General features: G+C 72.4%; 13 protein-coding genes. 5 read left to right on the top strand and 8 right to left on the bottom strand.

Annotated features, from left to right (window positions below):
• Positions 1 to 31: 31 nt before the first annotated feature.
• Positions 32 to 763, top strand: a complete 732-nt coding sequence (locus IM697_RS43440) for a sulfite exporter TauE/SafE family protein (protein WP_194043060.1) — start codon at positions 32 to 34, stop codon at positions 761 to 763.
• A gap of 4 nt (positions 764 to 767) precedes the next feature.
• Here IM697_RS43440 and IM697_RS43445 read toward each other — a convergent pair whose 3' ends face one another.
• Entirely contained in the window at positions 768 to 1,184 is a 417-nt protein-coding gene (locus IM697_RS43445) for an SsgA family sporulation/cell division regulator (RefSeq protein WP_194043062.1), read from the bottom strand.
• Positions 1,185 to 1,377: 193 nt separating this feature from the next.
• On the opposite strand from IM697_RS43445, the gene IM697_RS43450 reads away from it, so the two are divergent.
• Entirely contained in the window at positions 1,378 to 2,217 is an 840-nt protein-coding gene (locus IM697_RS43450) for a PhzF family phenazine biosynthesis protein (RefSeq protein ID WP_194043071.1), read from the top strand.
• Positions 2,218 to 2,232: 15 nt separating this feature from the next.
• Here IM697_RS43450 and IM697_RS43455 read toward each other — a convergent pair whose 3' ends face one another.
• The 3 genes from IM697_RS43455 to IM697_RS43465 form a co-directional block, all read right to left on the bottom strand.
• Positions 2,233 to 2,901 carry a DUF5063 domain-containing protein gene (locus tag IM697_RS43455; RefSeq protein WP_194043073.1) on the bottom strand — a complete coding sequence of 223 codons (669 nt, stop codon included), beginning with the start codon at positions 2,899 to 2,901 and terminating at the stop codon, positions 2,233 to 2,235.
• Entirely contained in the window at positions 2,894 to 3,493 is a 600-nt protein-coding gene (gene recR, locus IM697_RS43460) for a recombination mediator RecR (RefSeq protein ID WP_194043075.1), read from the bottom strand. The genes IM697_RS43455 and recR overlap by 8 nt, the downstream gene beginning before the upstream one ends.
• Before the next feature lie 92 nt (positions 3,494 to 3,585).
• Positions 3,586 to 3,930 carry a YbaB/EbfC family nucleoid-associated protein gene (locus IM697_RS43465; RefSeq protein ID WP_194043077.1) on the bottom strand — a complete coding sequence of 115 codons (345 nt, stop codon included), beginning with the start codon at positions 3,928 to 3,930 and terminating at the stop codon, positions 3,586 to 3,588.
• A gap of 281 nt (positions 3,931 to 4,211) precedes the next feature.
• On the opposite strand from IM697_RS43465, the gene IM697_RS43470 reads away from it, so the two are divergent.
• Positions 4,212 to 4,967, top strand: a complete 756-nt coding sequence (locus IM697_RS43470) for an SLATT domain-containing protein (RefSeq protein WP_194043079.1) — start codon at positions 4,212 to 4,214, stop codon at positions 4,965 to 4,967.
• Between the two features lie 13 nt (positions 4,968 to 4,980).
• On the opposite strand, the gene IM697_RS43475 is transcribed toward IM697_RS43470, so the two are convergent.
• The 4 genes from IM697_RS43475 to IM697_RS43490 form a co-directional block, all read right to left on the bottom strand.
• Positions 4,981 to 6,525: a substrate-binding domain-containing protein gene (locus IM697_RS43475; RefSeq protein WP_194043082.1), complete on the bottom strand. Its 1,545-nt coding sequence runs from the start codon at positions 6,523 to 6,525 to the stop codon at positions 4,981 to 4,983.
• A 57-nt stretch (positions 6,526 to 6,582) separates the two neighbouring features.
• On the bottom strand, positions 6,583 to 8,565 hold the full coding sequence (locus tag IM697_RS43480) for a serine/threonine-protein kinase (protein WP_194043084.1): 1,983 nt from the start codon (positions 8,563 to 8,565) through the stop codon (positions 6,583 to 6,585).
• 78 nt (positions 8,566 to 8,643) lie between these two features.
• Complete coding sequence (locus IM697_RS43485; protein WP_194043086.1) at positions 8,644 to 9,102, bottom strand: MarR family winged helix-turn-helix transcriptional regulator; 459 nt, start codon at positions 9,100 to 9,102, stop codon at positions 8,644 to 8,646.
• The gene (locus tag IM697_RS43490) at positions 9,099 to 9,704 is read right to left on the bottom strand and encodes a type 1 glutamine amidotransferase family protein (RefSeq protein WP_194043088.1); all 606 of its coding nucleotides are present in this window, start codon (positions 9,702 to 9,704) and stop codon (positions 9,099 to 9,101) included. The genes IM697_RS43485 and IM697_RS43490 overlap by 4 nt, the downstream gene beginning before the upstream one ends.
• Before the next feature lie 73 nt (positions 9,705 to 9,777).
• Between IM697_RS43490 and IM697_RS43495 the strand changes: the two genes are divergently transcribed.
• Together IM697_RS43495 and IM697_RS43500 are read left to right on the top strand one after the other, a co-directional pair.
• Complete coding sequence (locus tag IM697_RS43495; RefSeq protein WP_194043090.1) at positions 9,778 to 10,020, top strand: hypothetical protein; 243 nt, start codon at positions 9,778 to 9,780, stop codon at positions 10,018 to 10,020.
• Positions 10,021 to 10,109: 89 nt separating this feature from the next.
• Positions 10,110 to 11,465 carry an aspartate aminotransferase family protein gene (locus tag IM697_RS43500; RefSeq protein ID WP_194043092.1) on the top strand — a complete coding sequence of 452 codons (1,356 nt, stop codon included), beginning with the start codon at positions 10,110 to 10,112 and terminating at the stop codon, positions 11,463 to 11,465.
• The last annotated feature ends 183 nt before the right edge of the window (positions 11,466 to 11,648 follow it).

Below are 11,648 nucleotides of genomic sequence, written 5' to 3' on the forward strand. Positions count from 1 at the left end.
AATTCGCGCGCGGTGGTCGTACGGTTACGCGATGGCCCAAACCATGGCGGGCGAGGCACTGCTGGCCTGCATCGTGCTGCTCGGCTCCTCGGTCCAGTGGCTCACGGGCATGGGTTTCGCGCTGGTCGCCGTACCCGCGCTGGTGCTACTGCTCGGGCCTGCGGAGGGAGTCGTCCTCGCCAACTGCGCGTGTGGCGCGATCAGTGTCGTGGGCCTGGCGAGCGGCTGGCGGCAGGTGCGGCCGGGCGCGATGGTGCCGTTGTGCGTCGCGGCGGCCTGCACGGTGCCGGCGGGTACCTGGACAACCCGCCAACTCCCCGAACCAGTCCTGCTGTTGCTGATGGGAGGCCTGGTGACGATCGCCGTGCTCCTGGTCATGCGCGGCGCCCGGGCCCCCGCCCTGCGCGGCACGAAGGGCGCGGTGGCGGCCGGCGCGGTGGGCGGGTTCATGAACTCCGCCGCCGGGGTGGGCGGTCCGCCGGTGTCCCTGTACGCGGTCAACGCCGGGTGGACGGTACGGGAGTTCGTGCCGAACGCGCAGTTCTACGGGGTGGTCGTCAACGTGTTCTCGGTGGCGGCCAACGGGGTGCCGGAGCTGAGCGCGGGGCGGTGGGGGACGGTGGGCGCGGCGATGGTGACGGGCGGGTTGATCGGCAGGTGGCTCGCCGGGCGGATGTCCGAACAGCGGGCGCGGGCGGTGGTGTTGGGGTTGGCGCTGCTGGGCGGGGTCACGACGGCCGGGAAGGGGGTGTGGGGGCTGTGACGCCTCACACCCGCCCGCCGAACAGCGCCGCGAGCCCGTGGTCCAGCTCGGCCCCCACGGTCTCCTCGCCGGGCGCGATCACGGTGTAGGTGCGGGCGAGAAAGCGGTACAGGTCCGAGGTGGTGAACCGCAGGACGGCCACGCCCACCGGCGAGTGGAACTCCACGTAGGTGTGGGACGCCCCGCACGGCCGCACCCGCACGGTGCCGGGCCCGGCCGGGGCCCGCAGCCCCTCGCCCAGCAGCACCCGCGCGAACGTCCAGGTCGCGGCCTCGCCGTCGAGGGTGGTGTGCGGCGGGAAGTCGATGTGCACGGCCAGCGGGTCGGCCGAGGTGTAGCGGAGGGTCGCGGGTATCGCGATGTCCTGGTCCGCGGCGGTGATCAGGTGGGCGCCGGTCGACTGCTCCAGGGTGACGTGCATGGGCGGGCTCCGATTCGGGGGCGGGAGCACCGGCCGGGTGTGGCCGCTGCCCCTGTGAGACCGCCCGAGGGGCCGCAGCATTACGCGACTTCGGAAGCCGTCTTCTGTAACCCGCGTCACTTTTCGCTCTCCCCTGATCACTTTGATCCGTAATCCCCTGGTCCCGTTTCCCGACCGCGGCTACGGTCCACGGATGGAGATTTCGCGATACGTGGCTTTCAGCAGCGACCCCGAGGGAGGCAACCCGGCGGGCGTGGTGCTCGACGCCACCGGGGTGGACGACGCGACGATGCTGGCGACGGCGGCCGAACTCGGCTACTCGGAGTCGGCGTTCGTGGTGCCGGGCGGCGAGGACGGCACCGTGGACATCCGGTACTTCAGCCCGCTCGCCGAGGTGCCGTTCTGTGGCCACGCCACGATCGCGACGGCCGTCGCCCACGCGGAACGGCACGGCACCGGCAAGCTGCAGTTGCGTACCAAGGCGGGCCCGGTCACGGTGACCACCGACCGGACGGCCGACGGCACCGTGATGGCGACCCTGGTGAGCGTGGCACCGCGCACGGCGCCGATCCCGGAGGCGGAGCTGGCCGAACTGCTGGCGATCCTGGGCTGGTCCGCCGGGGACCTGGACCCGGCGCTGCCACCGCGGGTGGCCTTCGCCGGGGCCTGGCACCCGGTCGTCGCCGCCGCGAGCCGGGAGCGGCTGGCCGACCTCGACTACGACATGGACGCACTCGCCGCCCTCATGGCCCGCCACGACTGGACCACCGTCGACCTGGTCTGGCGGGAGTCCCCCACCACGTTCCACGCCCGCAACCCGTTCCCGCCCGGCGGTGTCGTCGAGGACCCCGCCACCGGTGCCGCGGCGGCAGCGTTCGGCGGCTATCTGCGCGAACTCGGGCTGGTACCGACGCCCGCCACCCTGACGATCCACCAGGGCACGGACATGGGCCGCCCGAGCACGATCACCGTGACGGTTCCGGCGGCCCCGGACACGGGCATCGGCGTGTCCGGGACGGCCGTACGGATCTGAGCCGGTCGGCCGGTCCTACGGCTGCTGCACCGAGCGCAGCCCCAACTGCTCCCCGATCTCCTGCTCCATCACCTTGCCGGCCTCGAACTCGAGGGTCTCGTCGCCCATCACGCCCTGGTCGGTGTCGAGGCCGTCGAGTTCCTCGAGGGGCTGGTCCAGGCGGACGTGGGCCAGGACGGAGTGCAGGGCGCGCAGGGTCGCGGACGCCGTGGAGCCCCAGTTGGAGAAGTAGGAGAACTGCCACCACCACAGGGCCTCGGTGGTGCGGCCGGCGCGGTAGTGGGCCATGCCGTGGCGCAGGTCGGTGATGACATCGGCGAGGTCGTCGGAGATACGGGCCGGCACCGGTGCCTTGCGGGGCTCGTAGGGGTCGAAGACCTCCGAGTAGACGTCCACCGGGTCCAGCAGGCGGGCGAGGTTCTCGCGGAGTTCGTCCACGTCCGGCTCCGGGCCCAGGTCGGGCTCGTAGCGCTCCTCGGGGACGATGTCCTCGTGGGCGCCGAGGCGGCCGCCGGCCAGCAGGAGCTGGGAGACCTCCAGCAGGAGGAAGGGCACCGTCGAGCCCGGCTCGTCGCCCTTCGCGACCTCGGAGACCGCGACCAGGAAACTCTCGATCTGGTCCGCGATCTGGACCGCGAAGTCGTCCGGGTTCTGCTCGGTCGCGTGCAGCGTGGCGTCAGACATCTAGGAGTCGTCTCCCCTCGAAGGCGCGGCCGAGGGTGACCTCGTCCGCGTATTCCAGGTCGCCACCCACCGGGAGGCCGCTGGCCAGGCGGGTGACCTTCAGGCCCATGGGCTTGATCATGCGCGCGAGGTACGTGGCGGTGGCCTCGCCCTCGAGATTCGGATCGGTGGCCAGGATCAGCTCCGTGACCGTACCGTCGGCCAACCGCGCGAGAAGTTCTCGTATCCGCAGGTCGTCCGGTCCGACACCCTCGATCGGGCTGATCGCGCCACCGAGGACGTGGTAGCGGCCGCGGAACTCACGCGTCCGCTCGATCGCCACGACGTCCTTGGGCTCCTCGACCACGCAGATCACCGCCGGGTCGCGACGCGTGTCCCGGCAGATGTTGCACAGCTCCTCCTGCGCGACGTTCCCGCACGTCGCGCAGAAGCGGACCTTCGCCTTGACCTCGAGGAGGGCTTGGGCGAGGCGCCGTACGTCCGTCGGTTCCGCCTGGAGGACGTGGAAGGCGATCCGCTGGGCGCTCTTGGGACCGACGCCGGGCAGCCGCCCCAGCTCGTCGATGAGGTCCTGCACCACGCCTTCGTACAACGGACTGCCGTCCTTCCTGGGGTTCCTTACGGTACGTACGGTAGATGGCCCCGCCCCCTCTTAGAAAGGCACGGCGGGGAACGCGCGGAACGTCAGAACGGCAGGCCCGGGATGCCGCTGCCGCCGCCCAGGCCCTGGGCCAGCGGGCCCAGCTTCTGCTGCTGGAGATTCTGCGCGTTCTCGTTGGCCGCCTGTACGGCCGCGATGATCAGGTCGGCGAGGGTCTCGGTGTCCTCCGGGTCCACCGCCTTCGGGTCGATCTTCAGCGCCCGGAGCTCGCCGGCGCCGGTCACGGTCGCCTTCACCAGGCCGCCGCCCGCCTGGCCGTCGACCTCGGTCTGCGCCAGTTCTTCCTGCGCCCGCTGCAGGTCCTGCTGCATCTTCTGGGCCTGCTGGAGCAGCTGCTGCATGTTGGGCTGGCCACCACCGGGGATCACGATCAGCTCCTTGCGCGTGTACGCGTTTCCTGTTTCAGCACGAGCCTACGTGGTCGGCGTGGCCGTCGCCCCAGCACTCTTTCGAGTGAGAGGGAACTGGATGAACCGAGGTCCTATACCTGATCAAGGACCCCTTCCGGGCGGAAAAGAGGCGAAAGACATCTCTTCGACACCCATTGGGCGGTAGGAAGGGTCCGGCGCGTCAGCCTCAGGTGCTGCGTGACGTTCCGTGCGCCACGAGGGCACGTGATGTCACGCACCGTGACAGTAGGGAGTGCCGGGTGGGTCAGCCGGAGATGCAGCCCGACAGGTCGCCTCGGGACGGGCGGGGCGGCGAAGGGGCGGCCGGACTTCGGCCGGGCGATCTGACGGGACGGGTGTTTCCGCACGGGGACTGGGGGGAGCCGGCGGTGCGGCTGGACGAGCTGTACCGATGGGTGGAGCGCGGGGCGCTGGACACGGCGGCGTGGTATCTCGCCGACCGGGTGTGGAAGCGGCGGGCGGCGCGGGCGCTGCGCGGCGGGGCGGCGGCGGGAGCGGTGGTCGGAGCCGCGCTGCCCCTGCTGGACCTGACCCGGGTCGCGAGCGGGGTGGCCCCCTGGGGATATCTGGCGCTGCTGCTGGCGGTGGCCTGTCTGGCGGCCGACCGGTTCTTCGGTCTCACGTCCGGCTGGATAAGGGACGTCGCCACGGCCCAGGCCGTGCAGCGGCGGCTTCAGGTGCTCCAGTTCGACTGGGCGACGGAGAGCGTGCGGGAGGTCCTGGGCCCGGCCGAGGGCACGGCCGGCGAGGCCGCCGAGCGGTGTCTGGGCGTGCTGCGCCGCTTCTCGGAGGACGTGACGGAGCTGGTGCGGTCGGAGACGGCGGACTGGATGGTGGAGTTCCGGACGGGTTCGGCGCCGATGGGGATCCAGTCGGCGGTGGCCGGGGGGACCCGGCAGGAGGCGGGCATGAGCGGCCTGGGCCGCTTCCCCGTCCCCCCGCCGAACGGGGCCCGCCCGAACATGCCGCGCCAGCGGCCGCCGGAGCCGCGGTGATCCCGCCCGCGGGTCAGCGGCACAGCTCCAGCCCCACCGGCGTCGCGCACGGCACATGCCCCTGCGTACGGATCACCTGTCTGCTGCTCTCCTTGTCCAGGTAGGACAGAAACCCCGCCGTCAGGGAGTCGTCGGGCGCGGTCCCGTAGGTGTAGGCGTACTCGATGTCGCGGTACGGATAGGCGCTGTCACCGCGCTCGATCTCGTCCACGTCGGCCCGGTCGCCGTCGAGCGGCACCGTCCGTACGCCCTTGCGCTCGGCGGCGACACTCAGCTCGCTGTACCCGATGGCGCCGGGCTGCTCGGCGATCCTGTCCAGGACGTCGGAGGTACGGGCGAGTTCGCATCGCGTGACCACGGTGACGGCGGCGCCCTCGGGCGGGCGGCAGTCCAGTGACGTGCTCTGCGCCTGCTCCCATCCCCCGAGCACCCGGTCCTGGAACACCTGCCGCGTCCCCGAGCTGTCGCTGCGGCTGACCAGGACGACGGGCAGCTCGGCGGTCGCCCTGTCGGCGCCGGGGAGCACCTCGCCCCACCGCTTGTACCGGCCCTTGTAGAGGTCCCGCACCTGCTGCACCGACAGCCCGTCCGGCCCGAGGTCGATCCCGTCGTTGACGACGAGCGTGAAGACCGACAGCGCGACCTTCTTCCCCTTCAACCCCAGGCGCTCGCCCAGCGGGCCGTCGGAGAACGCGATGACCGACCGCGCCGCGCCCTTCGACCGGTCGGCGAGCGCGGCGAGTTCGGCGACACCGGCCTCGCTGCCGCGCGTCTCCACGTCGATCTCGGCGCCCGCGCACTTGTTCTCGTACTGCCGCGCCAGCGTCGAGATCACCGGCTCGAAGGCGGTGGAGCCGATCACCGTCACCTCGCCCTGCTCGCACTCGATCGGATTGCCGTCCCGGAAGACGACGATGCCCGCGAGGGCCAGCACGGACAGGGTGAGCAGACCGGTGAAGACCCTGGCCGGCAGGCTGAACACCGGGGCCTTGTCGTCCGGTGTCGCACTGCGGTTGGGATGCACCTCGCCGTCCCTGAGGCCGCCGCGCAGCCGGATCTCGCTGCCGACGTCACCGTTTCCGGAGAGCAGGACCAGCAGCTTGTAGTAGTCGCCGGGGTTGAGCGGGACGCGCGGGATGCGCAGCCGGTTGTCCTCGTAGCCGAAGCCGCGTTGCGCGGTGAAGTGGTCCATCAGATGGTCGATGTCGGTCGGCTGGGTGACCGAGACGCCCCGGATGGTGCGGTCGGTGAACACGGCGGTGAGGCCGTGGGGTTCGGGGCCGGTGTAGTCGTCGCGGTCGATGCTCTGCGACCCGTCGTTCTCGACCCGCAGCAGCACCAGCGTCGCGTCGTCCATGTCCGCGTCGAAGAGACCGAGCCGGACGTTCGCCCGGCCCGAACGCACGTCGTCGCCTATGGGGTTGTCCATTTGGACGCGGTAGCCGATGCGCTTGCGGCGCGGCACCCGCCGCTCGTACCAGACCATGACGCCCGACGCGACGACACCCAGCACGGCCGTGCCGACGGCCACGACGTTCTCTGCGCTCAGCCAGTCCACCGGCGTCACCGTAGGCTCGCGCGCTCTCAACGACCTTACGCGTACGGGCACTTGGGGTTACTGCTTGGTGTACGTCAGCTTCTCCCCGCTGCTCGTGTTCACGCGCTCCAGCCTGCCGTCCGGCAGCAGCGTGACCTCGGTGGCCTCGCCCGGCGAGCAGGAGGTGGCCGGCTCGCCGGCGGTCACGCTGGAGGGACCCATCTCCAGCGGGCCGTCCGCGCCCGGCGCCTCGGTGAGCGCCGCCTCGAACTCGCAGTGGTAGCTGCCGGTGCCGGCCGGGCCGTCGGCGACGAGGGAGAGGACCGTGTCGCCCACCTCGCCCTGCCGGATGGTCAGCCGGCGGGTGTTCCGGCCGGTGTCGTTGTCGATCGAGGCCGTCCAGGTGCCGAGGTACCGCGCCGGGACCACGCCGTCGGCGGGTGCCGAGGTGGTCGGGGTGGGTGTGGGGGTGGTGTCGGCCGGGTCGGAGGTCGCGGTGGCCGTGGCGGACGGGGCGGACGGGGCGGGGGTGGGACCGCCGTCGGCTCTGCCGTCGCCGTCGCCGTTCATGAGGGCGTACACCGAGCCACCGGCGGCGAGCGCGACGACCAGCGCGACGAGGACGAGCGCCGCGGTGGAACGGCCGCTGCGCTGCGGCGGTTCGGGCTGGGGCGCGGGAAGGTACGGCAGGGGTGGGTCGTAGGGCGGGGTGGGGCCGTACGACCGGGCGGGGGTGTACGGCGGGGTCGAGCCGTAGGGCGGCGGGGTCGGGCCGGCCGGTGGACAGCCGTACGCCGGCTGCTGCGGGTGCTGCTGCGGGGAGCCGTACGCCGGGTGGGCCGGGGTGCCACCGGGGGCGGCGGCCTCTCCGAAGGCGCCGGCGGGTGGAGTGCCGGGGCTCGGCGGCGGGGTCGGGCCGCTCCGGGGCGCGACGACGGTGGGGAGTTGGTCGGGCGGCGTCGCGGGGGCGGCCGGGGAGTGCTCGGGGGAGGCGGCGGGGGTGGGTTCGGCGGGGCGGGACAGGGCGGGGGCGGGCGCGCCGGGGGCGAGGGCGGGGCTCGGTACCGCGGGGCCGGGCACACCCGAGCCGGCGTCACCGGATCCCACCGGTCCCACCGATCCCACCGATCCCACGGGTCCCACGGGATCCTCCGTGTCCAGCAGCCGCACCGCGTGCCGCCCCAGCTGCGCCACCAGCGCGCTCGGCAGCCACGGGTCCCGGGACCGGCCGTCCGAGACGGTGTCCTCCGCCCCCGTGCGCTCCAGGATCCGGTCCAGCGTCGGCCGGGCGCCGGGGGTCTTGCGCAGACAGTCCCGTACCAGCTCGGCGATGCCCTCGGGCACGCCCTCCAGGTCGGGCTCCTCCTGGGCTATCCGGAACATCAGGGCGTGGGCGCCGCTGTCGACCGAGCCGAAGGGCAGCTTGCCGGTCGCGGCGTACGCGAGGACCGAGCCCAGGCAGAAGACGTCGCACGCGGGCGTGATCCGCTCCCCGCGCACCTGCTCGGGCGCCATGAACCCCGGCGACCCGACGAGCGAGCCGGTGCGGGTGAGCCCGCTCTCGCCGACCGTCTCCAGCGCGCGGGCGATACCGAAGTCGATGACGCGGGGCCCGTCGATGGTGATCAGGACGTTGGAGGGCTTCAGGTCCCGGTGCACTATGCCCGCGGCATGGATGTCCTTGAGCGCGTGCGCGAGGCCCGCCGCCAGGATCCGTACCGAACGCTCGGGCAGCGCCCCGTGGTCGTGCCCGACGACCTGCTGGAGGCTGGGCCCGGCGACATACCCGGTGGCCACCCACGGCACCTCGGCCTCGGTGTCCGCGTCCAGCACCGGCGCGGTCCAGAACCCGCCGACCTGCCGTGCGGCCCGCACCTCCTGCCGGAACCGGGCGCGGAACTCCTCCTGCGCGGCCAGCTCCCGCCGGACGAGTTTCACGGCGACGGTACGGCCACGGTCCGACCGGGCGAGATAGACGTCCCCCATGCCGCCCGCGCCCAGCCGCGCCAGCAGCCGATACACCCCGATCCGCGGTGGATCCCCCGGCCCCAGCTTCTGCATCGCACGCCCCCAACCAGCCCCCGCCTATGCGTCGGCCCCACGATAGTGCGGCATATGAGGAGGTGAGCGGGCCGGTGCCTACGGTTCCGTAACAGGAACGGCGATCTGGTCGAGGGCCTTCGACAACCGTTCCAGAACCCTTACGGCATCGGCGAGTTCCGCCTCCCCGACAGCCTCGGCCAGCAGATCCGCGAAGGCCGCGTGGCCGGGGTCGATACGGGAGACGGCCGCCCGTCCCTGCTCCGTCGGCGCGAGCAGCTTCGCGCGGCGGTGGGCCGGGTTGGGCCGGTACTCGGCGAGCCCCCTGTCCACCAGCAGGTCGGCGATGCGCTGCACGCTCTGCCGGGTGATGCCCATGGCGCGGGCGACGCCGGAGACGGGGAGGGGTTCGCCGAGCACCGCGCCCAGCACCTGCCACCAGGCCGCCGTCAGCCCGGCCGGCCTGGCCAGTTCCTCGGCGACCGCGAGGAACTGGCCGTTGAGCCTGAAGACCCCGAGCGCGCTGCGGCTGAGCAGGTCCTGTCGTTCGCGGCTCACAGCACGCCGGCCTTCTCCAGGACGGCGTACGCCTCGGCGTCGGAGTCGTGGAACAGCCGGTACCAGGCGTCGACGGCCGCGTCGTCGTACACCTTCAGCAGCCGCAGGATCTCCCGGGCGAAGGCGACCGGCTCGGTGGGACCGGCCGTGACGAGCCCACCGTCGGTGACGGCGTCCGCCTCGACATACCGCTCGCCGCCGGCGTACCCGGTCGCGGCCAGGTAGAAGGAGACCGCGCTGGTGTGGTCCCGCTCGTCGAGCAGTCCCTCGCGCGCGACGCCGACCGTCGCCCCGCAGATCGCGGCCACCGGCGCTCCGGCGTCCAGGAAGGCGCGGGCGGTGCGGGCGAAGGGGGCGAGTTCGTCGCCCGCGTCCCAGAGGTCGGCGCCGGGGAGGATCAGCAGGGCCGCGTCGGAGGGCCGTACGTCGGCCAGGGCAAGGTCGGGCTGGATGCGCAGGCCGCCGACGGTCGTGACGGGTTCGCGGGTGGGGCCGACGGTGCGGATCTCGTAGCCGGCGCGGGCGAGTTGCGCGGTGGCGTGGCCGGGCTCCCAGTCGGCGAGGGTGTCGTAGACGGCGAGGTACACGGGTTTGCGAGTCATGACAGCATGCTGACACTTAGACAGCTTGCTGTCAATAGAGCATCCTCCCGCCCCTGCCGTCGTTGGATCAGGCATGAAGATCATCACTGCCACCGCGCTCGCCGGCGCGGCTCTGCTCACGTCCGCCGTTCCCGCCTCCGCGGACGACGGGCCCCTCGACTTCGGCATCTTCCAGGGCGTCAACGACACCAAGGGCTCGGGCTTCACGGACTCGCGCGTGGGCTGGGGGCAGACGAACAGCGAGTCGAGCGAGACCACCCCGAAGTCGGCGCTGGGCGTGCTGCTGGACGACCTGGTGACGCCCGGCCGGCTGTAACACGTGTCGACAACCTGTCGCGGAAACCCGCCGACCGCAGACAGGACGCCGATATCGCGCCGACCGAACCGGCTCCTACGCTCGGCCGCATGACCCCTCAGCCGAATCCCGAGGTCGGCGCCGCCGTGAAGGCCGCGGACCGTGCGCATGTGTTCCACTCCTGGTCCGCGCAGGAGCTCATCGACCCGCTCGCCGTCGCCGGTGCGCGGGGGTCGTACTTCTGGGACTACGACGGCCGGCGCTATCTCGACTTCACCAGCGGACTCGTCTACACCAACATCGGCTACCAGCACCCGAAGGTCGTCGCCGCGATCCAGGAGCAGGCGGCGCGGATGACGACCTTCGCGCCGGCGTTCGCCGTCGAGGCGCGGTCGGAGGCGGCGCGGCTGATCGCCGAGCGGACGCCGGGTGACCTGGACAGCATCTTCTTCACCAACGGCGGCGCGGACGCCGTGGAACACGCGGTGCGGATGGCCCGGCTGCACACGGGCCGCCCGAAGGTGCTCTCGGCGTACCGCTCGTACCACGGCGGCACGCAGCAGGCCGTGAACCTCACCGGCGACCCGCGCCGCTGGGCCTCCGACGGCGGGACGGCCGGCGTGGTGCACTTCTGGGCGCCGTTCCTCTACCGCTCCCGCTTCTACGCCGAGACCGAGGAGCAGGAGTGCGCCCGGGCGCTGGAGCACCTGGAGACGACGATCGCCTTCGAGGGGCCGTCGACGATCGCCGCGATCATCCTGGAGACGATCCCAGGGACGGCGGGCATCATGATCCCGCCCCCCGGCTATCTCTCCGGCGTCCGGGAGCTCTGCGACAAGTACGGGATCGTCTTCGTCCTCGACGAGGTCATGGCGGGGTTCGGGCGGACCGGTGAGTGGTTCGCGGCGGACCTGTTCGATGTGACGCCGGACCTGATGACCTTCGCGAAGGGCGTGAACTCGGGGTATGTGCCGCTGGGCGGCGTGGCCATCTCGGGTGCCGTCGCCGAGACCTTCGCGAAGCGGCCGTACCCGGGCGGTCTGACGTACTCGGGCCATCCGCTGGCCTGCGCGGCCGCCGTCGCGACGATCGAGGTCATGGCCGAGGAGGGCGTGGTCGAGAACGCCGCGCGCCTGGGCGCCGACGTGGTCGGTCCGGGGCTGCGGGAGCTGGCCGAGCGGCACCCCTGCGTCGGCGAGGTGCGGGGCGTGGGCATGTTCTGGGCGCTCGAACTGGTCAAGAACCGGGAGACCCGCGAACCGCTGGTCCCCTACAACGCGGCCGGCGAGGCGAACGCCCCCATGACAGCGTTCGGCTCCACCGCGAAGACCGCCGGCCTGTGGCCGTTCGTGAACATGAACCGCACCCACGTGGTACCGCCGTGCAATGTCAGCGAGGCGGAACTGAAGGAAGGGCTGGCGGCGCTGGACGCCGCGCTGGCGGTGGCGGACGAGTACACGGGGTAGGGACGCCACCTCTCCACGCCGGTCCGCACCATCCAGCCCGTCCGGCGTTTGAGGACAAGGCCCCTTCAGGGCCGGAGCGGGGGTCTGGGGGCCGCAGGCCCCCGGGGGGACGGGAATGGGTAGGGGCGGCGGGGGCGAGAAAAGTCGGGCGGCGCAGAAACCTCGCCCGGCACCCGAACGCGT

This window comes from Streptomyces ferrugineus, assembly GCF_015160855.1.
Taxonomy (GTDB): Bacteria; Actinomycetota; Actinomycetes; order Streptomycetales; family Streptomycetaceae; genus Streptomyces; species Streptomyces ferrugineus.

Coding starts and splice junctions, on each gene's coding strand:
- IM697_RS43440 (WP_194043060.1), top strand. CDS start 32: ATGGCCCAAACCATGGCGGGCGAGGCACTGCTGGCCTGCATCGTGCTG.
- IM697_RS43445 (WP_194043062.1), bottom strand. CDS start 1,184: ATGCACGTCACCCTGGAGCAGTCGACCGGCGCCCACCTGATCACCGCC.
- IM697_RS43450 (WP_194043071.1), top strand. CDS start 1,378: ATGGAGATTTCGCGATACGTGGCTTTCAGCAGCGACCCCGAGGGAGGC.
- IM697_RS43455 (WP_194043073.1), bottom strand. CDS start 2,901: ATGTCTGACGCCACGCTGCACGCGACCGAGCAGAACCCGGACGACTTC.
- IM697_RS43480 (WP_194043084.1), bottom strand. CDS start 8,565: ATGCAGAAGCTGGGGCCGGGGGATCCACCGCGGATCGGGGTGTATCGG.
- IM697_RS43490 (WP_194043088.1), bottom strand. CDS start 9,704: ATGACTCGCAAACCCGTGTACCTCGCCGTCTACGACACCCTCGCCGAC.
- IM697_RS43495 (WP_194043090.1), top strand. CDS start 9,778: ATGAAGATCATCACTGCCACCGCGCTCGCCGGCGCGGCTCTGCTCACG.
- IM697_RS43500 (WP_194043092.1), top strand. CDS start 10,110: ATGACCCCTCAGCCGAATCCCGAGGTCGGCGCCGCCGTGAAGGCCGCG.